Genomic DNA, 22,246 nt, shown 5'->3' on the forward strand with positions numbered 1-22,246 from the left:
CCGGGGCCGCCCCCCCGCCGGATGCCGGGGCCGCCCCCCCGCCGGATGCCGGTGCCCCTCCTGCACCCGATGCCGGCGCCGCCCCGCCCGCCGGGCCGGAGCCCGATCCCGGGGCCGGCGGCGGCGAGGGCGGCACCTGGCCGCCGAAGCGCCCGGCCTTGCCCTGCCCGTTCTGGTTGGCGTCCGCCTCATCCAGCAGATCGCCGAGCTTGTCGGTGCTCTTGGGCGAGTTCGGATCGCCCTCGCGCGGCCAGTCGACGGGATCGTAGGTGACGGTGGAGCCCGAACCCTTGCCGGTGCCGCGTTCGAGGTTGCCGTCCTTGTCGATGCGTCCGGTCGGTTCGCCGGCCGCGGTGGAATCGGGGATGCTGTCGGGCTTGGTGGTGGCGGTGGGCGGGTCGGTCAGCGTGTCCGGCTCCTTGATGACGGTCGGATTGCTGCCGCCCGCCGCGTTGTTGATCCTGCGGCGGCCGTCCGGCGTCTCGGACATGTCGATCAGGTCGTTCGCCACCCGATCGGTGAACTCGGACGACCGGCTGTCGATCTTGAGGTTGCTTTCCTTTCCCTCCGGATCGCCCTTGTGCGTGACGATGATCCGGCCGGGCGTCTTCGGGTCCGGCACGAGGAACGGGGCTTCCTTGGGGCTCTTGGTGTGCTTGCGGCGCGGACCGCCGCCACCCTTGGGCAGGCGCGCAAGGAAGTCGGGCGGTTCGCCGGGGTCGGCCTGGGCGGCATCGGCAGCGTCGGTCAGTTCCACCTCGGGAAGGTCGTCCGCCTGGCCGCCCTGCTGCTCCTTGTAGAAGGCGCCGTCGCAATAGACGCAGGAGGGCGTGATGACGATCTGCGCCGAGCCCACGCGCAGCGTGATCTTGCGCTTGGCCTGCAGGACGATGGTGTCGCCGTTCAGCGCGATGCGCTCGCCGGCGTAGGCGAAGAACCCGTTGCCGATATCCTGGATCTTGTTGCCCTTGACCGTGAGGTTGATCTCGCTGTCGATGTTCTCGAACTGGTCCTTGCCGACATGCAGGTCGACCTCGCCGCCGGCGGTGGTGAAGAAGGACCCGCCCGGCGGCGGCTTTCCTTCCTCCTGCTTGCCGCCGCCGACGAGGAGGTGAAGGTTGCCGCGCGTGGTGTCGAAGCGCGACCCGAAGGCGGTCTGGTCCATCCGCCGTTCGGAGCGGATGAGGAACTGCTCCTCCCCCTGCTTGTCCTCGAGGCGCAGCATGTGGAAGCCCGACTGGCCCTCGGGCTTCCTCGGTGTCGTCTTGCTGCGGATGCCCGATCGCGTCGCCTGGTCGGTCTCGGTGCCTTTGAGGTCGGCCGGCTTCACGAGCTGCTTCCCCTGCGCGGAGGCCGGCAGGAAGGGCAGATGGCTGGTGCCGCCACGCGCGTTGTAGGCGCGCCCGACCACCATCGGCCGTTCCGGGTCGCCGTCGATGAAGCCGACCACCACCTCCTGCCCGATGCGCGGGATGAACTGCAGGCCGAGCCGCTCCCCCGCCCAGCCGTCCGAGACGCGCACGAAGCAGGTGTTGCGCCCGGTCAGGATCGGCTCCTTGCCGATCGGGTCGTTGGGGTTGTCCGGGCCCGGATCCCAGGGGAAGCGGATGCGCACGCGGCCGAGCGCATCGGTGAAGATGTCGCGCGCCGCGTTGTCGATGCCGTCGGGCCCGATCACCAGCGCGAGGTGCGGCCCGTAGGCGAGCGGGCGCGATGCGGGCGGCGTCGGCAGCACGTCGCGCAGGAAGGGCGAGTCGAAGGGCAGCGCGTCGAAGGCGCAGGAGAAGCCGGAGGGATCGGCGAAGAACTTCTCCAGCAGGTCCTTGATGGACTTGGCCGTCGCCACGATCAGCGGCACGGCGCCGGCGACCGCCGAGCCGCCGCGCCCGAGCAGGCTGCCGACGAAGTCCGGCAGGCCGGAGGGATTGTTGGCGCCCGGCGCCTTGTCGAGCCAGGCGAAGATCTCCTTGCCCGTCTCGACGTCCTTCTTGATCTGGTCGAGCAGCGCCTGCGCGGCGGCGGCCGAGGCGTCGTCCTTGCTGGTGGAGCCGAGGCCGAACAGCCCCTTGATGAGATCGAAGAGCTTGCCGCCGGTGCTGACCAGCGCCGAATGGTCGAAGGCGAAGAGAGTGACGGTCTTGAGGAACCAGGTCTTGCCGGTTTCGCCCTTGTCGGCGGAATCCGGCGGCGCGGTCGCGTCCTCGTGGACGATGAAGGTGCGGCCGGCACGGAACTGCGTGTTCTTCGAAAGGCCGCTGGCGGCGAAGACGCCGCCCTCGTTCTGGCGCATCCGCCGCTCGGCATGGTCGCGCGGCTCGGGTGCGACAGTGACGGGCGCGGGGAAGGCTTCGGCCTCGTGCGCGGGATGGTCGCCCATCAGGTCGTAGCCGGGCGCGATGTCGGCTTCCCCGCGAAACGGGGTCGCGGGGTTGATCTCGTTGAAGTTGCCGATCTTCACCTTGCGCGTCGCGAGCGCGAAGGACTTGCGGAAGGATGTCACGCGCCCCGGGCCGGGGTCGCCGGTGCCGATGTCCACCACGCCGACATTGCTCGGGCGCACGGAGCTGCGCCCACCCAGTGCCAGCACCTCGCGCTGCGCGTTGAGCTCGTGCTCGAAGCGGTAGAAGATCCCGAAGCGGTCGAGCAGGCGATGGACGAAGTTCAGCGTGCTCTCGCCGAATTGCGCACAGTAGGGGATGGGGTTCGGCGCCTCGTCCCGCAGCACGTTGGCGTTGAGCTCGATCTCGGTGTAGGGCGCGAGCACGGAGCGAAGCACGGTCTCGAGCGTCTGTTCCTCGAAGACACGGAAGCGCGTCTCGTAGGCGGTGAGCTTGAAGGCCGGCACCAGGCGCGCGGTGTAGCAGCGGAAGTCGCCGAGCGGACCCACCTCGCCGAAGGTCTCGATCACGCCGTGGCGGTGGACGTGGTCGAAGACATCCTGGTCGGCCTCGTTGATGACGTGCTTGATGCCGACCCGCGCGCGCGAACCGATCAGCCGCGACGGCTCCGGCCGGCGGCCCTTCGGGCCGATCATCGTCAGGTCGAAGGCGTAGGGAAAGGAAATGCCCTCCGCACCGCGCAGCTGGAGCAGGACGAAGTTGTCGTCCTCATCCTCGCCCTCGGGATTGCCGAGGATGGTGTCGATGGTGAGGAAGCGGTTCTTCTGCTTGAGCGCCATGGAGCGTCTCCGCGCCGCTCACGGCACGTTGGCTGTCTGCTGGCCGGCATCCATGACGGTGATCACCCCGCCCCAGGTGCAGGCGAGGGTCGAGGTGTCGTTGAGGATCGGCGCGCCGGCGAGGGTGTTGGCGGGCACGCCCGGCGTCCAGGGCGTCACCGTGCAGGGGATGCAGGGCTGCGGCGTCAGCACGCCGAGGGCCGCCGTGGTGGCGGCGGCGACCTGCGGGTTGGAGGGGCTCATGCACATGCCGAAGGGCCGGATGTTCGCCGTCGGCACATGGTCGAGGATGGTCGCGCAGGGCGTCGTGCTCCAGGCGCGGTTCTTCGGCGGCACGCCCAGGGCCGAAGGCGTGGTTCCGAAGCTGCACTTGAGCTGAGCACCCTCGACGACATGGCGGGGCATGTCCGCCGCTCCCGTCCGCGCCGCCCGATGGGCCGGCCGGCGCCGAAACGAAATGCTACGCCCAGGGTGCGCAGCGCCGCTATCGCTATCAGGCGGCGAGCTTCGCAAAGATAGCGGGCGCGAGCGCGTGGCGCGGAATCCGCACATGGCAGCAACCGGCGGTTGCCGCCATGTCCGGCATGCGTCGCGCCGCGCCGGGCCGGCGGGGCGAGCTTGCGCGGGGCGTTGGCGCGCTACGGCGGGAAGGCGGCGTTGCTGTCGGCCGGCGCCTGGTCGCGCCGCTCGGTCATCCCGTAATCCCGCAGCACGGCGGCGACGCGCAGCCGGTAGCCGGCGAAGACGCCGCCACGCCCGGCCGCCTGCGCGCCGCGATGCCCGGCATGACAACGCCAGTTCCGCACGGCCTCTTCATCCTCCCAGAAGGAAAGCGACAGCAGCTTCCCCGGATGGGTCAGGCTGCGGAAGCGTTCCACCGAGACGAAGCCGGGCTGCTTCACCAGGTCCTCCCGCATCGCCGCGGCGATGGCGAGGTAGTCCGCCTCCCGCCCCTCGGCCGGTTCCACTTCGAAGATCACGGCAATCATGCCCGGCCTCCCTTGCCAGGGGACTTGTCGCACGAAAGACTGCCCGACACTTCGCCATGGACCGAAGCACCGGCGGGCAAGGGCGGCTAGTGTCCAGGCAGCGAGGTTCGCCGGGTCTCCGGCGAACGGAGCGGACACACACGCCACGGAAGACAAGGGCTGGAGGCCTGGGATCCAAGTCCGCAGGACTTCGGAGGCAGGACACCTGGATCGCGCGATGACCGACCCGACCGCCCCCGGCCCGCTCGCCGCCATCGCCGCGCTGATCGCCGACCCGGCGCGCGCGCGCATGCTCGCCGCGCTGATGGGCGGCGAGGCGCTGACCGCCGGCGAGCTCGCCCGCATCGCCGGGGTGGCGGCGGCGACGGCCAGCGGGCACCTCGCGCGGCTGACGGAAGGCCGGCTGCTGCTCGTGCATGTGCAGGGGCGGCACCGCTACCACCGCCTGGCGTCGGAGGAAGTCGCGGCGGCGATCGAGACGCTCGGCGGCCTCGCCGCGCGCATCGCCCCGGTGCGCCACTGGAAGCACGGGGAGGACGCGCGCCAGGCGCGGCTGTGCTGGAACCACCTGGCCGGGCGGCTCGGCGTCCGGCTGCATGCGCGGCTGACCGGGGAAGGCTGGCTGACGCCAGTGCCGGGCGGCTGGGATGCCTCGCGGGACGGCCGCGCGCGGCTGGCGGCAACCGGGGTGGATCTTGCCCGCGCCGAGACCGCGCCGCGCTTCGCCTGCGACTGTATGGACTGGTCGGAGCGCCGGCCGCACCTCGCTGGCGGCCTCGGGCGGGAGATCGCCAGCGCCTGGATCGCGCGAGGCTGGCTGCGCCGGCTGCCGGCATCGGGCGAGGACGACATCCTCGCGCGTCGCCGCCTCGCACTGACGCCCGAGGGCGCGCGCGGGCTGAAGGATGGCCTCGGCCTCGACCTCGCGGCATGAGTGCCGCCGCTGCGTTGATGGCCGCCCTCGCGGCGATGACGGGGCTGAGCCAGTTCCATCGCGCCGCGCTCGGCGTGGTGGCGCCGGATCTTGCGGCCGAGCTCGCTCTGACGCCGGCGGTGCTGGGGGCGGCGAACGGGATGTTCTTCGCCGCGCTGCTGGTGGCGCAGGTGCCGGTCGGCATCGCGCTCGATCGCGCGGGGCCGCGGCGGACGGTGGCGGCGCTGACCGGGCTCGCGGTGGTGGGGGCGGCGTGCCAGGCCTTCGCGACGGATGGGGCGACGCTGCTCGCGGCGCGCTTCCTGCTCGGCCTCGGCTCGGCCGCGTCCTTCATGGCGGCGGTGGTGCTCTGCGCGCGCTGGCATTCGGGGGCGGCGATGACGCTGGCGCTGAGCCGGGTCTTCGCCGTCTCGCAGATGGGCATCCTGCTGGCGGGGGCGCCGCTGGCGGGGCTTGCGGGGCTGCTCGGGTGGCGCGGGGCGCTCGGCGCCTCGGCGCTGCTGACGGCGGGTTGCGGGCTGCTGTGGTGGCGCCTGGTGCGGGATGACCCGCCGGACCGGCCGCCCCCCATCCGCAAGCCGGAGACGCTGAAGCAGGCGCTGCTCGGCCAGGTCTCGATCTGGCGGCTGCCGGGGCTGGCGCGGGTGCTGTCGATGCACCTCGTCGCCTATGCCGCGGCGGCGACGGTGATCGGGCTCTGGGCCGGGCCGTATCTGGCCGACGTGCACGGTCTGGATGCGGCGGGGCGGGGCTGGGCGCTGGCGGCGATGGGCGTCGCGATGCCCGTCGGGCTGCTGCTGGTCGGGCCGCTGGAACGGCTGGTGGACAGCCGGCGGCCGATCGTCACGGCGGGGGCCGGGCTCTCGGCGGCGACGCTCGCGGCCCTCGCCCTGTGGCCGGCGGCGCCCTTGCCGGCGGCGCTGGCGCTGCTCGTGCTGCTGGTGCTGTTCTCCTCCTATCCCGTGCTGGTGGTGGCGGAAGGGCGGTCGCTGTTCCCGGACCATCTCGTCGGCCGCGGGGCGACGACGGTGAACCTCGCGCAGGTGCTCGGCTCGGCGCTGCTGCCGATGCTGGTGGGCGCGGTGGTCGGGCTCTTCCCCGAGGCCGGCGGGCTGCGACCGGAAGCGGCCTACCGCGCCGGTTTCGGGGTGCTGGCGGCGGCGCTCCTCGCGGGGCTGGCGGGTTGGTTGCTGCTGCCACGGCCGGCGCGCTGAGGCTCGGCGGCCGCGGCGGGTCTCGCCCCACGACCCACCGCCTCGCGGGTCCGGGCGCGATGCCGGCATGGCCCGCCATCGCGGCCTGCCGCCCCTCGGTGGTCGGTGACGCGCTCCATCGGCGCTGACGGGATCCCCGATGCCAGCCCGGCGGTTGCCAACGGCCGCCGGCGGTCCACCCCGCCGACGCAACCTCCCCCTGGATCACGCAGCCCGCGCCCCGATATCAGCGGGGCGGGGGAGGCAAGCGCATCCGCCGGGCGGCGGTTCGCATCCCCCCAACAAGGGAGGACCACGGCGTGCGTGCCATAGCATCACTCGCGGCGGCGTCTGCGCTCATGGGGCTTGGCCTGGCGGCATCCGCACAGCAGCAGCCGGGCGCGGGGCCGGCGGGCATGACCTTCTTCGTCACCAGCGCAGGGCCCGGTCAGGGCGCGAATCTCGGCGGCCTGGAGGGCGCCGACCGGCACTGCCAGGCCCTGGCGCAGGCGGCCGGCGCCGGCGGGCGGAGCTGGCGCGCCTATCTCAGCACCATGGCGACGGCCGGCCAGCCGGCGGTGAACGCGCGCGACCGCATCGGCCGCGGGCCCTGGCGGAACGCATCGGGCGTGGTCATCGCGCAGGGCGTGGACGACCTGCATGGCGAAACCAACAACCTCACCAAGCAGACCGCGCTGACCGAGCGCGGCGCGATGGTCAACGGCCGCGGCGACACGCCGAACACGCACGACATCCTGACCGGGTCGCAGGCCGATGGCCGCGCCTTCCAGGGCGGCCAGGACATGACCTGCGGCAACTGGACGCTCGGCGGGTCCGAGGGATCGGCCATGCTCGGGCATCACGACCGCGTCGGCCTGCGCGACGATGCCGCCTCGCGGTCGTGGAATGCCTCCCACGCCTCGCGCGGCTGCAGCGCCGAGGGCCTGCGCAGCACCGGCGGGGCCGGGCTGTTCTACTGTTTCGCGGTGGACTGACGCAGCGGAGGGGGGCCAGCGCGCAAGCCGGAGCGGGCTCCGTCGGCGTGCTCTCATCATGGCCGATCGGACGCTTCGTCCCTCGCGAGCATCTCCACCCGCCCGACCGGGATCGGATCGGGCGGGTTCGGTTCCGACTTCGCCGCTGCCATGCGCGACCACCGGCAGCCGCCATGTCGCGCCCTCCGACGCCGGATGCGCACCTCCGGCTCGCGCGGCTTCCCCGGACGCCCGGCGGGCCGCGTTCGCGGCCTCGGCTGGAGTGCATGACGGGTGCCGCTGGTATAAGGGCCCCGCATGCGGCGCAGGCGACCCGATTTCGAGCTGGAGAGAGGCCAGGGCCGCGTCGCCGGCGTGGACGAGGTGGGGCGCGGCCCGCTGGCCGGGCCGGTCGTCGCCGCGGCGGTGGTCTTCCTCGCGCCGCCGCCCGATGCGCTCACGGCGCTGATCGACGATTCCAAGCGGCTCGACGCCGCGAAGCGGAACACCGCCTTCGCCGCCCTGCGTGCCGCGGCCGAAGGCGGCATGCTGCGCTTCGGCCTCGGCGCGGCCTCGGCGGCCGAGATCGGCGCGCGCAACATCCTCGGCGCGACGCATCTCGCGATGGGCCGCGCCGTGGCGCGGCTCGGGATGGTGCCGGATCTCGCGCTGGTCGACGGCAACCGGCCGCCGCCGCTGCCCTGCCCGGTGCGCTGCATCGTCGGCGGCGATGCGCTGTCATTGTCGATCGCGGCGGCGTCGATCCTCGCGAAGGTCGTTCGTGACCGCGCAATGACGCGGCTCGATCCGCGCTGGCCGGGCTACGGCTTCGCGCGGCATGCGGGGTATCCGACCGCGGCGCATCGCGCGGCGCTGGCGCGGCTCGGGCCTTCGCCGCATCACCGCCGCGGTTTCGGTCCGGTCGACCGGGCGGTGCTCGCACTCGGCTGACGCGCCGCGGCGCGCCTTCGATGCGCAACATCGAAAGCCATGCTTGACCCGCCGAGTCGCACAAGCGATTCTGCGGAACTGCGTTGGGGAACGGGGTTTTCGCGAGTGGGCACGTCTATCGATCTGCCTCTCGACCAGGTGCTGGTCGGGGACTGCGTCGCATGGCTGCGGCATCTGCCGCCCGCCAGCGTGCATACGATCTTCGCCGACCCGCCCTACAACCTGCAGCTCAAGGGAACGCTGCGGCGGCCCGATGACAGCGTCGTCGATGGCGTCGACGACGAGTGGGACCGCTTCGCCGACCTCGGCGCCTACGACGCTTTCACGCGCGAATGGCTGAACGAGTGCCGCCGCGTGCTGCGCAAGGACGGCACCATCTGGGTGATGGGCGCCTATCACAACATCTTCCGCCTCGGCTCGGCGCTGCAGGATCTCGGCTACTGGATCCTCAACGACGTGATCTGGCGGAAGTCGAACCCGATGCCGAACTTCCGCGGCCGCCGCTTCACCAACGCGCATGAGACGCTGGTCTGGGCGGCGCGCGGGCCGGAATCGCGCTACCGCTTCAACTACGCCGCCATGAAGGCGCTCAACGACGACCTGCAGATGCGCAGCGACTGGCTGATCCCGCTCTGCACCGGCGGCGAGCGGTTGCGCGACGACAAGGGCTCCAAGCTGCACCCGACCCAGAAGCCCGAGGCGCTGCTGCATCGCGTGATCCTGTCCTGCACCTCGCCGGGGGATGTGGTGCTCGATCCCTTCCTCGGCTCGGGCACGACGGCGGCGGTCGCGAAGCGGCTCGGCCGGCGCTTCATCGGCATCGAGCGGGAACAGGCCTACGCCAACGCCGCGCTCGAACGCATCGCCGCTGTCGAACCCGCGCCGGAGGAGGCCGCCGCCGCCCTGCCCTCGAAGAAGGAGCAGCCGCGCATCCCCTTCGGCACGCTGGTCGAGCGCGGGCTGGTGCCCGCCGGGGCGAAGCTGTTCGACCGCCAGAAGCGCTGGGAAGCGCAGGTCGGTGCCGACGGCACGCTGCGCTGCGGTCTTGCCAGCGGTTCGATCCACAAGGTCGGCGCGGCGGTGCAGGAAGCGCCGTCCTGCAATGGCTGGCTGTTCTGGCATGTCGAGCAGCGCGACGGCCGGCTGCGCGTGCTCGACGAGCTGCGCGCGGAAGTGCTGCGCGAGGCGTGACGCAGCCGCAACGGCGGAAGGAGGCCGCGACGGGATGGGCGAAAGCATGACGGGCGGCGCGGCACCCGATCCGGCCGCGCAGGCGCCGATGCCCATGCCGGCCGCAGCGGCGCCTGCGGCCAGGGCCGGCACCGGCCATGCGCTGTTCAGCCAGGCGCCCTACATCCTGATGCTGCTCGCAGCCTTCGGCGGCGTCGCCTATGCCGGCTTCTCCTCGCAGCCGAACACGCTCTACTGGACGATCGTCACGCCGGTCTTCGGGCTGCTCTGCATCGTCGCCGGCTGGGCGGGCGCGCCGGAGCGCGGCGGGCGGATGCGGCTGGTGTGGACCCAGGCGCTGCACTGGGCGGGCTTCCTTCTCGCCATGCTGGTGCTGTTCCGGCCGGAAGTGCAGGCCGCCTTGCAGGGGCGCGGGGCGGAGATCGGGCTGCTGATGCTGCTCGCGCTCGGCACCTTCGTCGCCGGCGTGCATGCGGGCTCGTGGCGGATCATGGCGGTGGGCGCGGTGCTCGGCGTGTCGGTGCCGCTGCTCGCGCTGGTGCAGCAATCGGTGCTGCTGGTGCTGGCGGCGGCGGCACTGGCCGGCGTGGCCGGGGCGTCCTTCGTGCTGCTCGCGGCGCGCGGGCGGGCGTAGGCGCCTTCCGCTTCAGCCGGCGCGGATCCGCCGCAGCACCACGGCGAGCAGCGCCGCCGCGACCGGCGCGGTGACGGAAACGCCCGCGCCGAGCCCCGCTGCCAGCGCCAGCCCCGGCACCAACAGGGCAAGGAGCAGCACGGTCTTCTCCCATGGCAGGAAGCCGGTGCGACGCGCCTCGGCCAGCACCCAGGCCATCGGCACCAGCAGGATGACCAGATCGTACATGAGGATGTAGGGCGTCACGAGCGGCAGGCCGGCGGCGATCGCGGCGGCTTCCGCGCGGCCGCCAGGCCGGCGGCGCAACACCGCCATCACCGCGACGACGACGGCGACCGCCACCACCGCCTGCAGCATCGCCGCCGTCATGCCGCCGAGACCGGCCGTGGTCGCGAAGGCGGCGACCGATTGCAGCTTCCACGGCTCGAGCGCGCCGCCGCGCACCACGTCCTGATAGGCGAGGGCGAGAGCGAGGAAGTCCCGCCACGCTTCCGGCCCGAAGGACGCGAGCGAGACGACGGCGAACAGGCCGAGGAAGCCCGCGCCCCAGCCGATCTCGGGCCAGCGCCGCGCCGCCAGCAGCGCGGGCAGGACCAGCACGCCAAGCTGCGGCTTGGTCGCCAGCAGCGCGAAGGCGAGCCCGGCAAGCCAGGGCCGCGCGCCGATCCCGAGCCCCGCCAGCCCCAGCAGCGCCGCCGTCAGGTAGCCGGTCTGCCCGTGCGCGGCGTTGATGATCGAGGCCGGCGAGAGCAGCGCCGCCACCAGCACCGCCCGCCCCGCCCCCCAGGCACGCAGCACCGCGAGGAAGGCGATCCCCGTCGTCGCCACCCAGCTTGCCATGGCCGCGAAGTAGGGCAGCAGCCCGAAGGGCAGGACCAGCAGCAGGAAGCTCGGTGGGTGGAGGAAAGTATAGACCCGCGTCGGCGCGCCGAGCAGCGCCTCGCGCATGGCGATCTGCAGGCCGGTGTTCCAGACGCCCGCGCCCGCCCCTTCCAGCGCAAGCCGGGCCGCGGTGTAGAAGGCGATGAAATCGACATCGCCGGGCACCGAGCCGTCCCATCCGAGGACCGTGCGCAGGAAGCCGGCAGCGAGCAGCAGCGACAGGAGGGCGCCCGCCAGGCCATAGAGGCGCGTGCGCTCGGGCGTCATCCACGCCGCGTCGCGCAGCCAGGCGATCACGGGGCGGCCGCCCGCAGCCGCCGCAGCGCCAGCGCGAACAGCACCAGCCCGGCCAGCACGGCGAGCGGCAGCCGCGTCGCCTCCACCGCCATCCGCGCCGCGAGCGGCCAGATGTAGAGCAGCACCAGCAGCAGCTTCTCCCACGGCAGGAACCCCGCGCAGATGCCGGCCAGCAGCAGCCAGGCGAGCGGCACCGCCGTCACCACCAGGTCGTAGTCGAGCAGGAAGGGCGAGACGAGCATCGCCGCCGCGGCGATGACGGCGACCTCCGCCGTGCCGCCCGGCCGGCGCCGCGCCGCCAGCATCGCCAGCACCAGCACGGACGCCGTCAGCACGCCCTGCAGCCCCCAGGCCAGCGCGAGCGATCCGCCCATCAGCCGGACGCCGGCGAAGAGGCTGATCATCTTCTCCGGCGAGACCCAGCCTTCCTCCAAGGCCCGCCGGGCAAGTGCGGAACCTTCGCGGAATGCTGCCCAGGTGTCGCTCCCGAGCACCGCCCAGGACAGCGCCGCCAGCGCTGCCGCCGTGGCTCCGCAGGCGAAGAACGCCCGCCAGCGCCCCGCGGCCGCCAGCACGAAGGGCACCGCGATGGCGAGGTGCGGCTTGTAGGCGAGCCCGCCCAGCGCGATTCCGGCCAGCACCGGCCGCTTCTCCAGCAGCGCCGCCGCGGCGGCGAAGAGCGCGGCGCTGAGGAACCCGTTCTGCCCGTAGCGGATGTTGATCAGCCCCGCGGGGAAGGCGAGCACCGGCAGCCAGCCCCAGCGCGGCAGCAGCGCCCGCGTCGCCGCGGCATAGGCCCCGCCCGTCACCGCCAGCCAGGCGGCGACCGAGGCACCGTAGGGCAGCAGCGCCAGCGGCGCGCAGAGCAGCAGGAAGACCGGCGGGTAGAAGAAGGCGAAATAGCCCGCGATGCCCGGGAACAGCGCCGCCTGCACGGCGATGTGCGGCTCCGGCCGGTAGGCATCCGCGGGCCGCCCCGCCAGCAGCAGGTCCGAGGCCGCCCAGAAGGACAGGAAATCGCCCGCCACCGGCATGCCGTTCATGGCGATGCCGCCGCGCGTGGTGCCGACCAGGATCGCCACCCCCGCCAGCATCGCGACGCCGAGCGCCGTGCACCACAGCCGCGCCCGCTCGGCCGTCAGCCAGGGCGCGTCGCGCAAGGTGGCGAGGATCGTCGTCAGGGCGCGAATCGGGGCGGCTCCCGCCTGCTGCGGGGTCCGTTATCGCGGGGGTGAATCGGCCGGGACAAGGGCGAGCAGGCGGCGCATCACGCTCGGCAGGGCGCGGGCGGCGTCCGGCGCGGCGAGCCATTCGCCGTCGGGCGCCGCGGCGCGCGGCGACAGGGCGGCAAGGTAGAGCACCATCTCCAGCTCGAAATGGGTGAAGCCGTGGCGGGCGATACCGGGCAGGCGGCGCCAGGGGGCGGCGAGCGGGGCATGCGGCAGGGCCTCGGCCTCGGCCCAGGGGGCGTCGCGCCAGGGCGTGCCGGGCACTTCCAGCATGCCGCCGAGCAGGCCCTTCGCCGGCCGGCGGCGCAGCAGCAGGCGGCCGGCGGCATCGCGCAGCAGGAAATGGGCACCGTGGCGCAGCGGGCGGGCGCGCCTGGGTGCCTTGCGCGGCAGGGTCTCGGCGATGCCGGCGCGGCGGGCGACGCAGGGCCCGCGCCAGGGGCAGAGGCCGCAGGCCGGGTTGCGGGGCGTGCAGACGGTCGCACCCAGGTCGAACAGCGCCTGGGCGAAATCCCCCGGCCGGGCGCGCGCCGCCGGGTCCGCCATGAAGCCGGCGGCGAGCGCGGTCAGGCGGGGCTTGGCGGCGGGCAGCGGCTCCTCGACCGCATGCAGGCGGGCGGTGACGCGCTCGACATTGCCGTCCACCGGCACCACCGGCGCGTCGAAGGCGATCGCGGCGACGGCCGAGGCGGTATAGGGCCCGATGCCCGGCAGCGCGGCGAGCCCCTCCCTTTCGCCCGGGAACCCTCCCGCCGCCGCGACCGCCTGGGCGCAGGCATGCAGGTTGCGGGCGCGGGCGTAGTAGCCGAGGCCCGCCCATTCCTCCGCCACCTCGGCCCAATCGGCGGCGGCCAGCGCGCCGACCGTCGGGAAGCGGGCGAGGAAGCGCGCATAGCGCGGCCCCACCGCGGCCACCGTGGTCTGCTGGAGCATGACCTCGGACAGCCAGACGCGGTATGGGTCGCGCGCCTCGCCCGGGGCCGCGCGCCAGGGCAGGACGCGCCGGTGGCGGTCGTACCAGGCAAGCAGCTCGGCGGCGGAAGGGGTCATGGATGGCACGGGACGAGGGGAATAGGCGGTTCCTGGGCGGGCCGAGGCCGGTCGGCGCTCTGGTCCCAGCCCTGACGCGCCCGGCCTTCAAGCGCAAGAGCCCCGCCGGGGCGCAGATCATGGCCGACTGGCCGGAACTGGTCGGGCCGGCGCTCGCCGCCGTGACCCGGCCGCTGCGGTTGGCCTCCGGCACGCTGACGCTCGCCTGTTCCGGGCCCGTGGCGATGGAATTGCAGCACCTGGCGCCGCAACTGGCCGGGCGGATCAACGCCGCCCTCGGTCGGGTGGCGGTGGAGCGCTTCCGCTTCGTCCAGCAGGCCCCCGCCGGGGCGGCACCCCCGCGAAAGCCGCCCGCCCGGCCCGTCGCCCTGCCGGAACGGGTCGAATCGGCGCTCGAGGGGGTGGCCTCCCCCGAGCTGCGCGCGGCGCTGGAAAGATTGGGCCGCGGCGTCTATCGGAACAGGGGGTAGGGCTGCCCGAGTCCCTGACACGCAGCCCCCGCCGCCCATATGAGGCCGGGACGCCTCCCTGTCCTTCGGGGTGGCCGCACCTTGGGAGACCATGACCGCATGTTCGATCGCCGCACCCTGCTTGCCGCCGCCGGCGCCATGACCGCCACGCCGGCGCTGGCGCAGACGACCGATCCGCGCCTCGGCGAGCGCGCCATGGGCCGCGACGATGCGCCGATGACGGTGATCGAGTTCTTCTCCCTCACCTGCAGCCATTGCGGATCCTTCCACCGCGACACCTGGCCGCAGGTGAAGTCGCAGCTCGTCGACACCGGCAGGGTGCGGATGGTGTGGCGCGACTTCCCGCTCGACCAGGTCGCGCTGCGCGCCGCGGCGGTCGCCCGCAGCTTCCCGGCGGAACGCTACGAGCCCTTCCTCTCCGCCCTGTTCTCCACCCAGGACCGCTGGGCCTTCGCCCGGGGGGTCGATCACAAGGCCGAGATCGGCAAGATCGCGGCGCTCGCCGGCATGGCGCCGGCCGCCTTCGAGGCCGCCTGGGCCGATGACGACCTGGCCCGCGCCATCCTCGCCCAGCGCCAGCAGGCGGAACGCGAGTTCAACATCCAGGCGACGCCGAGCTTCGTCTTCGGCCGCCGCCTCGTCTCCGGGGCCATCGCCTTCGACCGCTTCGCCCGCGAGGCCCAGACCCCGTGACGGCGGATGGCCACGTCTCCCCGGCGCCCCCCGAGCCGGAGGACGAGGACGGCGGCCCGCGCAGCGAGGCCCAGCGCATCGCCTCCCTGCGCGCGACGCTCGCGCGCATCCGCATCGCCGGCTTCAAGTCCTTCGCCGAGGCCACCACGGTCGAGGTGCTGCCCGGCCTGACCGGCATCGTCGGGCCGAATGGCTGCGGCAAGTCGAACGTGGTGGAAGCCCTCCGCTGGGCGATGGGCGAGACCTCCGCCAAGGCGATGCGCGGCGGGGAGATGGACGACGTCATCTTCGCCGGCACCGCGACCCGGCCGGGGCGCAACCTCGCCGAGGTCACGCTCCAGCTCGAGGAGGCGGAGGGCCTCGCGCCGCCGCCCAACCACGACCAGCCGGAACTCGAGATCGTCCGCCGCATCACCCGCGGCCAGGGCAGCGCCTTCCGGCTGAACGGCAAGGAGGTGCGGGCGCGCGACGTGCAGACCATGTTCGCCGACATCGGCTCCGGTGCGCGGGCCTCGGCGATGGTCAGCCAGGGGCGCGTCTCGACCCTGATCCAGGCCAAGCCGGAGGACCGGCGCCAGGTGCTGGAGGAGGCCGCCGGCATCGCCGGCCTGCGCGCCCGCCGGCACGAAGCCGAGCTGAAGCTGCGCCAGGCGGAGACCAACCTCTCCCGCGCCGAGGACACGCTCAGTCAGCTCGACACCCAGCGGCAGAGCCTGCAGCGCCAGGCGCGGCAGGCCAATCGCTACCGGAACCTCTCGGGACTGGTGCGGCAGGCGGAGGGCGAATGGCTGGCGATCCTCGCCGCCCGCGCCGAGGCCGCCGCGCGCCATGCGACCGAGGCGCTGACCCAGGCGAAATCCGCGGTGCGGGCCGCCGAGGCCGAGGCCGAACGCGCCGCCATCGCCGCCTTCGAGGCCGAGCAGGCCCTGCCCGCCCCCCGCGCCGCCGAGGCCGCCGCCCGCACCGCCCTGGAACGCCGCCGCGTCGAGACCGAGGGCCTGGAAGCCGAGGAGCGCCGTGCCCGCGAGGCCCTCGAAGGCGCCGAGGCGCGCCTGAAGCAGATCCGTCGCGACCTGGCCCATGCCGAGGACGTGCTGCGCGACGCCGAGGCCGCGCGCGAACGCCTGACCCGGGAAGCCGAGGCGCTGCGGGCAGTCGAGACCTCCCTGCCTGCCCGGCAGGCCGCCGCCGAAGCGGCGCTTGCAGCCGCGGAACAGGCCGCGCGGGAGGCCGAGCGCGCCGCCGAGGCCGCCACCGAACAGGCCGCCGAAGCCGCCGCCCGCGTGCAATCCGCCACTGAGGCCCGCGCTGCCGCCGAGACCCGACTGAAGCGCGCGCAGGAAGGCCATGCCCGCCTCGCCGCCGAACGCGACGCCGCGGCCCGCGCCCGTGTGCCGCAGGAAGCCCGCGCCGAGGCCGCCGCCGAGGTCGCCGCCGCCGACGCCGCGCTGGAAGCCGCTCGCCTCGCGCTGGAGGAGGCCGAGGCCGCCCGCGCCGCCGCCGCCGAGCAGCACGCCGCCGCCCGCCGTGCCGCCGCCGAGGCCGCGACCCTCGCCCAGCGCGTCGAAGCCGAGCGCAACGCGGCGCAGGACCGGCTCAACCGCATCACCGCCCAGCACGCGGCGATGGCGAAGGATCGCGACGCCGCCGCCGCCGAGCATATCCCGCCGGCCGAGCGCGAGGCCGCCGCCGCCGCGCTGGAGGCCGCAGCCGCCGCGGTGGAGGAAGCCCGCGCGGCGCTGGAGAAGGCCGAGGCGATGCGCGCCTGGGCCGCCGCCGCCCATGCCGAGGCCGGTCGTGCCGCCACCGCCGCCGCCGGCGACCGCGCCCGCGCCGCTGCCGAGGTGGATGCGCTGAAGGCCGTGCTGTCCTCCCGCGAGCCGGGGGCGGCGGCGCCGATCCTCGACCAGGTGGGCGTGCCCGCCGGCCTGGAGGCGGCGCTCGGCGCCGCGCTGGGCGAGACGCTGGAAAGCCCCTCGGACGAATCCGCGCCACGCCATTGGCGCAACCTGCCGCCGCTGGAGACCCTGGCGCCGCTGCCGGGCGGGGCGGTGCCGCTGTCGCGCCTGGTGGAGGCCCCCTCGGCCCTGGGCCGCGCCCTGTCCCAGATCGGCCTGCTGCCGCGCGGCACCGACGGCGCGGCCTTGCAGGCGGCGTTGAAGCCCGGCCAGTCGCTGGTGTCGGAGGAAGGCGCGCTGTGGCGCTGGGACGGCCACACGGCCCGCGCCGGCGCGCCGACGCCCGGCGCGGTGCGGCTCGCCCAGCGCAATGCCTTGCGCGCTGCCGAGGCGCGGCTCGATCAGGCCGAGGCCGAAGCTGCGGCCACCGAGGCCGCTCGCGCCGCCGCCGCCGCGCAGGAGGACGACGCCCGCAAGGCCGAGGCCGCCGCGCGCGACGCCCGCGGCCGCGCCGAGTCCGCGCTCGGGGAAGCGCGTCAGGCCGAGGCGGCGCTCGCCGCCCGCCATGCGCGCGCGGAAAGCCGGCTCGCCGCGATCGAGCCGCAGCTCGCCCGGCTGGCCGCTGACCGGGCGGAGGCCGAGGCGCTGTTGGAAGCCGCCTGGCAAGCGGTGGCGGCGCTGCCGGACCTCGCCGGGCTGCGCGCCGCGGCGGAGGAGGCCGGCCGCGCCGAATCCCGCGCCCAGGCGGCCGAGCACGCCGCACGCGAGGCCCGCCGCAATGCCGAGGCCACCGCCAAGGGGGCGCGGCAGCACGAATCCACCCTCGCCGCCCGCGCGGCCGAGGCGGAAAGCCGGCTGGCGGCACTCGAGCCGCAGCTCGCGCGCCTCGCCGCGGAGCTCGCGGAGGCCGAGGCCGCGCATGGTGAAGCCGTGGCCGCGGAGGCCGCCCTGCCCGACCTCGATGCCCTGCGCGCGGCGGTGAGCACGGCGCGCGACGCCCTCGCCGCGTCCCGTGCGGGCGAACTCCAGGCACGGAGCGACATCGCCGCGCTCTCCGCCGAGGCCGGACGCGTTGCCGCGCGGCTCGCCGCGGTGGCCGAGGAAGCGACCCTGTGGACCACGCGCGGGGAGGATGCCGAGGCGCGCGTGGTGGAACTGCGCCGCCGCAGCGCGGAGGCGCAGGCCGAGCGCGACGGACTCGCCGAAGCGCCCGAGGAGGCCACCGCCCGCCGGCGGGCAGCCTCCGGCCTGCTGGCCGAATGCGAGGCGGCCCACGCCGCCGCCGCCAGGGCATTGACCGAGGCCGAGGACCGCCTGCGCGCCACCGGCGAGGCCCGCCGCAAGGCCGACGCCATCTTTGCCGCCGCGCGCGAGGGCCAGGTCCGCGCCGAGGGCGCCGCCGAGGCTGCCGTGACCGCGGAGGAAGCCGTCGCCGCCCGCATCGAGGAACGCCTCGGCGAAGGCGCCGAACTGCCGCCGCCGGCCGACGAGCTCTCCGACGCCGCCGAGGAAAAGGCCCGCCGCAAGGTCGAGCGCCTGGCGCGCGAGCGCGAGGAGATGGGCCCGGTCAACCTGCGCGCCGAGATCGAGGTCACCGAGATCGAGGACCGCATCAGGCAGATCACGGCCGACCGCGAGGAGGTGCAGGCGGCGATCGCCAAGCTGCGCGGTTCGATCGGCCACCTGAACCGCGAGGGGCGGGAGCGGCTGCGCGAGGTCTTCGACCGCGTGGATGCCGAGTTCCGCCAGTTGTTCAGCCGCCTCTTCGGCGGCGGGCGTGCTCATCTGGCGCTGGTGGGGTCGGACGACCCGCTGGAAGCCGGGCTCGAGATCTATGCCGAGCCGCCGGGCAAGAAGCTCTCGACGCTGTCGCTGCTGTCGGGCGGCGAGCAGGCGTTGACGGCGCTGTCGCTGATCTTCGCGGTGTTCCGCTGCCAGCCTGCGCCGGTCTGCGTGCTGGACGAGGTCGACGCGCCGCTCGACGACGCCAATGTGGAACGGCTCTGCGACATGCTGGACGCCATGGCAGCCGACGCCGGCACGCGCTTCCTCGTCGTCACCCACCATCCGCTGACCATGGCGCGGATGCATCGGCTCTATGGCGTCACGATGCAGGAACGCGGGGTGTCGCGGCTGCTGAGCGTGGATCTCGGCCAGGCGGTGCAGATGGCGGAAGGGCCGGTCGCCGCATAGGGTCCTGCGCGCTGAGTTCGCTGGCTCTCCAGCGAACCGAGCGGACGAGTTGGCCACTGAAGATGGTGGCTGGCAGCCCGGGAAGCAGGTCCGCAGCACCGGCGGCGAGGCTCCGCCTCGCGCTCCGCCCGGGGGCACCGCCCCCGCGACCCCCGCGACATGGCCGGGCCACTTGGACCGCCATGCCCTGAGGACCTCCAGAGGCGTGCCTGAAGATGCACAGGTAAAGTTCCTGCCATGTTCTCGTTTTCCATGCGTAGCCGTGCCAGTCTGGCGGTCCCGCAGAGGAGGACACCATGGCAGTTCAGCCCATCCCGCCCGGCTACCGCTCCGTCACGCCCTATCTCTGCGTCGGCGGCGCCGCCCGGGCCATCGCGTTCTACGTCCAGGCCTTCGGCGCGAAGGAACGGATGCGCCTGGTCACGCCGGCAGGCACCGTCGGCCATGCCGAGATCGAGATCGGCGACTCGCTGGTCATGCTCGGCGATCCCTGGCCGGAAGGCGGATTCGTGCCGCCGCAGGAGGAAACGGCGGGCGTCATGGTCCATCTCTATGTCGAGGATGCGGATGCCGTCTTCGCGGCCGCGGTCGCCGCCGGGGCCTCGGTGGTGCAACCGATGGAAACGCGCTTCTACGGCGATCGCGGCGGCACCATCCGCGATCCCTTCGGCCAGCGCTGGCACGTCTCCAGCCATGTCGAGGACGTATCGGAGGAAGAGGTCCGCCGTCGCCTCGCGGCGATGTCCGCCGCCGACGCATAATGCCTGAAAATCCGCGATATGCGGCACTGCACGCGCTTGACAGGTCAAGGACCCACCCGTAAAGCGCGGCCTGCCTTCCGGCGGGGTTGCGCCAGGGAGCAAAGGTGGACGAACGCAACGGTTTCGAGGAGCGGTTGCGGCAGGCAAGGGCCCGGGAGGGCCTGGACAAGCGCCCGGATGGGCGCGGAGCACTGCCGCAAGGCCCCTGGGGTATCGGTCTGCGCGCGGGGGTCGAGGTGTTCTCGGCCCTGGTCGTCGGCATCGGTCTGGGCTTCGCGCTCGACCGCTGGCTCGGGACCTGGCCTTGGCTCTTCCTGGTGTTCTTCGTCCTGGGCAGCGCGGCCGGGGTCATGAACGTGTATCGCCTGTTCAACCCACGGAGACACCCGCGCGGGAAGTGATGGACGGACGGGGGATCTGCCGGTGGCCGCCGAAGGCAAGACGATCGACGCTCTCAGCCAGTTCGAGCTCTCTCCCGTGCTGGGCATCTTTGGCGATGCCGTCAGCTTCAGCCAGTCGAACCTCTTCATGGTCATCGCCGTCGCGCTGACGGTCGGGCTGATGACCGCCACGGCGAACCGCGCCGCGCTGATCCCGGGCCGGCTGCAGGCGCTGGGCGAAGCGGCCTACGAATTCATCGCCGGCATGGTGCGCGACCAGGTGGGCGACGAGGGCAAGAAGTACTTCCCCTTCGTCTTCTCCATCTTCATGTTCGTGCTGTTCGGCAACCTGCTGGGCATGCTGCCCTACGCCTTCACCTTCACCTCCCACATCGTCGTCACGCTGACGCTCGCGATCGTGGTGTTCCTGGTGGTGACGGGCATCGCGCTCGCGCGCCACGGCATGCACTTCTTCTCCTACTTCTTCCCCGAGGGCGCGCCGGTGTGGCTGGCGCCGATCATCATCCCGGTCGAGATCATCTCCTACTTCTCCCGCGTGGTGAGCCTCTCGGTGCGTCTCTTCGCGAACATGGTCGCGGGCCACGTCATGCTGAAGGTGTTCGCCACCTTCGTCGTGCTGCTCGGCGGCCTCGGCGCGGTGGGGCCCTTCGTGGCCGCCATGCCGCTCGCGGTGAACATCGCCCTGGTGGGTTTCGAATTCCTGGTGGCCTTCCTGCAGGCCTATGTCTTCGCGATCCTGACCAGCATCTACCTGCACGACGCGGTGCACCTGCACTGACCCGCCATGTGACCGGGGTGCTCTTGCCACCGAGTACGTACAGAACCTCCATGTAAAGACGGAAGGACGAGTATCATGGAAGTCGCCGCTGCGAAGGCCCTCGGGGCCGGTATCGCCGTGATCGCGCTGTTCGGCGTGGGTCTCGGCATCGGCAACATCTTCTCCTCGCTGATCACCAGCGTGGCGCGCAACCCGGGCGCCCGCGACGCGGTCTTCCCGATCGGCATCCTGGGCTTCGCGCTGACGGAAGCCGTCGCGCTCTTCGCCCTGCTGATCGCCTTCCTCATCCTGTTCGCCTGATCGCCGCACCCGCCGCGCGCCCCGATGGGGCCGCGGCGGGGCGAGCGGACCCGCCCGGGGCGCGTTCCAGCCCGGGCCTGACGGCGAGGAGATGACGGCGATGCGCCGAGTGATGATGCTGGCGGCCCTTGCCGCCACCCTGCCCACCATCGCGATGGCCGCGGGTTCGTCGGCGGTGCCCGTCGAGGGCATGCCGCAGCTCGCCTTCGGCCACCCCACCCAGGGGCGGCTGCTGATCGGCCAGGTGGTCTGGCAGCTGCTGATCTTCATCGCGCTCGTCTACCTGATGGCGAAGGTCGCGCTGCCGCGCGTCGGCGCCGTGATCGAGGAGCGCCACAACCGAATCGCCGCCGATCTCGAGGCCGCCCAGGCCGCGAAGGCGGAGGCCGATGCCGCCATGGCCGCTCACCGCGCGTCGACCGAGGCGGCACGGGCCGAGGCACGGTCCGCGGTGGCCGGTGCGGTGCAGGCCGCGCAGGCAGATGCCGACGCCAAGTCGGCGGCGGTGAACGCCCGCCTCAACGCCCAGATCGCCGAAGCCGAGGCGCGTATCGACGCCGCCCGCAGCTCGGCCATGGGCGCGCTGCGCGGCGTTGCCACCGATGCGGCCGAGGCGCTGGTCACCCGTCTGGTCGGCCGGGCCGACCGCGCGGCCATCGAGGCGGCGGTCGGGCGCGAGCTCGCTGCGCGCGGGAGGGCGTGATGCACCACTACGAGCACTTCTGGCTCGATCCGAAATTCTGGGTCGCGGTTTCCTTCGTCCTGTTCTTCGCGCTGCTCGGCAAGAAGCTGTGGGGCGTGCTGACCGGCGCGCTCGACGGCCGGGCCGAGCGCATCCGCCGCCAGCTCGCCGAGGCCGCCGACCTGCGCGCCCAGGCCGAGCAGATGCTGAAGGCCGCCGAGGCCGAGCGCGCCGCCGCGGCGAAGGAAGCCGAGGACCTGCTGGCCCGCGCGCGTGAGGAGGCCGAACGCCTCGCCGCCGCCGCCGCCGCGGAGGCCGAGGCCGCCGCCAAGCGCCGCGAGCGCATGGCGATGGACCGCATCGCCGCCGCCGAGGCGAGCGCCGTCGCGGATGTCCGCCACGCCGCCGCCGAAGTCGCCGGTGCCGCCGCCCGCACCGTGCTGGCGGAGACTGTCGATGCCGCCGCCGATGCGGCGCTGGTGGACCGCAGCCTCGCCGACCTGCCGAAGGCGCTGCGCGCGGCCTGACGCCTCGAAAACCTGCGCCTCCAGGGAGGGCGTCGTCCGCA

The 22,246-nt window shown here is 73.7% G+C and carries 21 protein-coding genes; 15 read left to right on the forward strand and 6 right to left on the reverse strand.

The window, feature by feature from the left end; genetic code table 11:
* The 3 genes from GXW74_RS03905 to GXW74_RS03915 form a co-directional block, all read right to left on the reverse strand.
* Window positions 1-3,178 (reverse strand): type VI secretion system Vgr family protein (locus GXW74_RS03905; protein WP_211844983.1); only part of this gene is annotated, 3,178 nt, incomplete at its 3' end.
* A gap of 18 nt (window positions 3,179-3,196) precedes the next feature.
* The gene (locus GXW74_RS03910; protein ID WP_211844984.1) at window positions 3,197-3,583 is read right to left on the reverse strand and encodes a DUF4280 domain-containing protein; all 387 of its coding nucleotides are present in this window, start codon (window positions 3,581-3,583) and stop codon (window positions 3,197-3,199) included.
* Between the two features lie 233 nt (window positions 3,584-3,816).
* Window positions 3,817-4,167: an antibiotic biosynthesis monooxygenase family protein gene (locus GXW74_RS03915; RefSeq protein ID WP_211844985.1), complete on the reverse strand. Its 351-nt coding sequence runs from the start codon at window positions 4,165-4,167 to the stop codon at window positions 3,817-3,819.
* A 217-nt stretch (window positions 4,168-4,384) separates the two neighbouring features.
* Here GXW74_RS03915 and GXW74_RS03920 point away from each other — a divergent pair, with 217 nt between their 5' ends.
* The 6 genes from GXW74_RS03920 (at window position 4,385) to GXW74_RS03945 (ending at window position 10,044) form a co-directional block, all read left to right on the forward strand.
* The gene (locus tag GXW74_RS03920) at window positions 4,385-5,101 is read left to right on the forward strand and encodes an ArsR/SmtB family transcription factor (protein WP_211844986.1); all 717 of its coding nucleotides are present in this window, start codon (window positions 4,385-4,387) and stop codon (window positions 5,099-5,101) included.
* Window positions 5,098-6,315, forward strand: coding sequence for an MFS transporter (locus tag GXW74_RS03925; RefSeq protein WP_211844987.1), 1,218 nt, complete (start codon window positions 5,098-5,100; stop codon window positions 6,313-6,315). The genes GXW74_RS03920 and GXW74_RS03925 overlap by 4 nt, the downstream gene beginning before the upstream one ends.
* 299 nt (window positions 6,316-6,614) lie before the next feature.
* On the forward strand, window positions 6,615-7,289 hold the full coding sequence (locus GXW74_RS03930) for a hypothetical protein (protein ID WP_338148126.1): 675 nt from the start codon (window positions 6,615-6,617) through the stop codon (window positions 7,287-7,289).
* 297 nt (window positions 7,290-7,586) lie between these two features.
* Window positions 7,587-8,219 carry a ribonuclease HII gene (locus GXW74_RS03935; protein WP_211844988.1) on the forward strand — a complete coding sequence of 211 codons (633 nt, stop codon included), beginning with the start codon at window positions 7,587-7,589 and terminating at the stop codon, window positions 8,217-8,219.
* Between the two features lie 105 nt (window positions 8,220-8,324).
* Window positions 8,325-9,410 carry a site-specific DNA-methyltransferase gene (locus GXW74_RS03940; RefSeq protein WP_338148127.1) on the forward strand — a complete coding sequence of 362 codons (1,086 nt, stop codon included), beginning with the start codon at window positions 8,325-8,327 and terminating at the stop codon, window positions 9,408-9,410.
* Window positions 9,411-9,444: 34 nt separating this feature from the next.
* Window positions 9,445-10,044 (forward strand): hypothetical protein, encoded by a 600-nt coding sequence (locus GXW74_RS03945; protein ID WP_211844990.1) that lies wholly within the window; start codon window positions 9,445-9,447, stop codon window positions 10,042-10,044.
* 12 nt (window positions 10,045-10,056) lie between these two features.
* Here GXW74_RS03945 and GXW74_RS03950 read toward each other — a convergent pair whose 3' ends face one another.
* Genes GXW74_RS03950 through GXW74_RS03960 form a run of 3 tightly spaced genes read right to left on the reverse strand, consistent with a single transcriptional unit; the run spans window position 10,057 to window position 13,502 of the window.
* Window positions 10,057-11,223: a glycosyltransferase family 87 protein gene (locus GXW74_RS03950; RefSeq protein WP_211844991.1), complete on the reverse strand. Its 1,167-nt coding sequence runs from the start codon at window positions 11,221-11,223 to the stop codon at window positions 10,057-10,059.
* Window positions 11,220-12,383 carry a glycosyltransferase family 87 protein gene (locus GXW74_RS03955; protein WP_211844992.1) on the reverse strand — a complete coding sequence of 388 codons (1,164 nt, stop codon included), beginning with the start codon at window positions 12,381-12,383 and terminating at the stop codon, window positions 11,220-11,222. Before GXW74_RS03955 ends, GXW74_RS03950 begins: the two co-directional genes overlap by 4 nt.
* A 60-nt stretch (window positions 12,384-12,443) precedes the next feature.
* The gene (locus tag GXW74_RS03960) at window positions 12,444-13,502 is read right to left on the reverse strand and encodes an A/G-specific adenine glycosylase (RefSeq protein WP_211844993.1); all 1,059 of its coding nucleotides are present in this window, start codon (window positions 13,500-13,502) and stop codon (window positions 12,444-12,446) included.
* Between the two features lie 2 nt (window positions 13,503-13,504).
* On the opposite strand from GXW74_RS03960, the gene GXW74_RS03965 reads away from it, so the two are divergent.
* From GXW74_RS03965 to GXW74_RS04005, 9 genes are all read left to right on the forward strand, one after another.
* Window positions 13,505-13,972: a DUF721 domain-containing protein gene (locus GXW74_RS03965; protein ID WP_211844994.1), complete on the forward strand. Its 468-nt coding sequence runs from the start codon at window positions 13,505-13,507 to the stop codon at window positions 13,970-13,972.
* Window positions 13,973-14,071: 99 nt separating this feature from the next.
* On the forward strand, window positions 14,072-14,665 hold the full coding sequence (locus GXW74_RS03970) for a DsbA family protein (protein WP_211844995.1): 594 nt from the start codon (window positions 14,072-14,074) through the stop codon (window positions 14,663-14,665).
* Between the two features lie 86 nt (window positions 14,666-14,751).
* Window positions 14,752-18,756 carry a chromosome segregation SMC family protein gene (locus GXW74_RS03975; protein ID WP_211845265.1) on the forward strand — a complete coding sequence of 1,335 codons (4,005 nt, stop codon included), beginning with the start codon at window positions 14,752-14,754 and terminating at the stop codon, window positions 18,754-18,756.
* A 296-nt stretch (window positions 18,757-19,052) separates the two neighbouring features.
* On the forward strand, window positions 19,053-19,517 hold the full coding sequence (locus GXW74_RS03980; RefSeq protein ID WP_211844996.1) for a VOC family protein: 465 nt from the start codon (window positions 19,053-19,055) through the stop codon (window positions 19,515-19,517).
* Between the two features lie 104 nt (window positions 19,518-19,621).
* Window positions 19,622-19,918, forward strand: a complete 297-nt coding sequence (locus GXW74_RS03985) for an AtpZ/AtpI family protein (protein ID WP_211844997.1) — start codon at window positions 19,622-19,624, stop codon at window positions 19,916-19,918.
* A 22-nt stretch (window positions 19,919-19,940) separates the two neighbouring features.
* Window positions 19,941-20,696, forward strand: coding sequence for a F0F1 ATP synthase subunit A (locus GXW74_RS03990; RefSeq protein ID WP_211844998.1), 756 nt, complete (start codon window positions 19,941-19,943; stop codon window positions 20,694-20,696).
* 75 nt (window positions 20,697-20,771) lie between these two features.
* Window positions 20,772-20,996, forward strand: coding sequence for an ATP synthase subunit C family protein (locus tag GXW74_RS03995; protein WP_133221840.1), 225 nt, complete (start codon window positions 20,772-20,774; stop codon window positions 20,994-20,996).
* A 100-nt stretch (window positions 20,997-21,096) separates the two neighbouring features.
* A complete protein-coding gene (locus GXW74_RS04000) occupies window positions 21,097-21,699 on the forward strand; it encodes a F0F1 ATP synthase subunit B family protein (RefSeq protein ID WP_211844999.1) in 603 nt (200 codons plus the stop codon).
* Window positions 21,699-22,205, forward strand: coding sequence for an ATP synthase F0 subunit B (locus GXW74_RS04005; protein ID WP_211845000.1), 507 nt, complete (start codon window positions 21,699-21,701; stop codon window positions 22,203-22,205). Before GXW74_RS04000 ends, GXW74_RS04005 begins: the two co-directional genes overlap by 1 nt.
* Window positions 22,206-22,246 lie beyond the last annotated feature (41 nt).

The organism is Neoroseomonas eburnea, assembly GCF_018129005.1.
Taxonomy (GTDB): domain Bacteria; phylum Pseudomonadota; class Alphaproteobacteria; order Acetobacterales; family Acetobacteraceae; genus Neoroseomonas; species Neoroseomonas eburnea.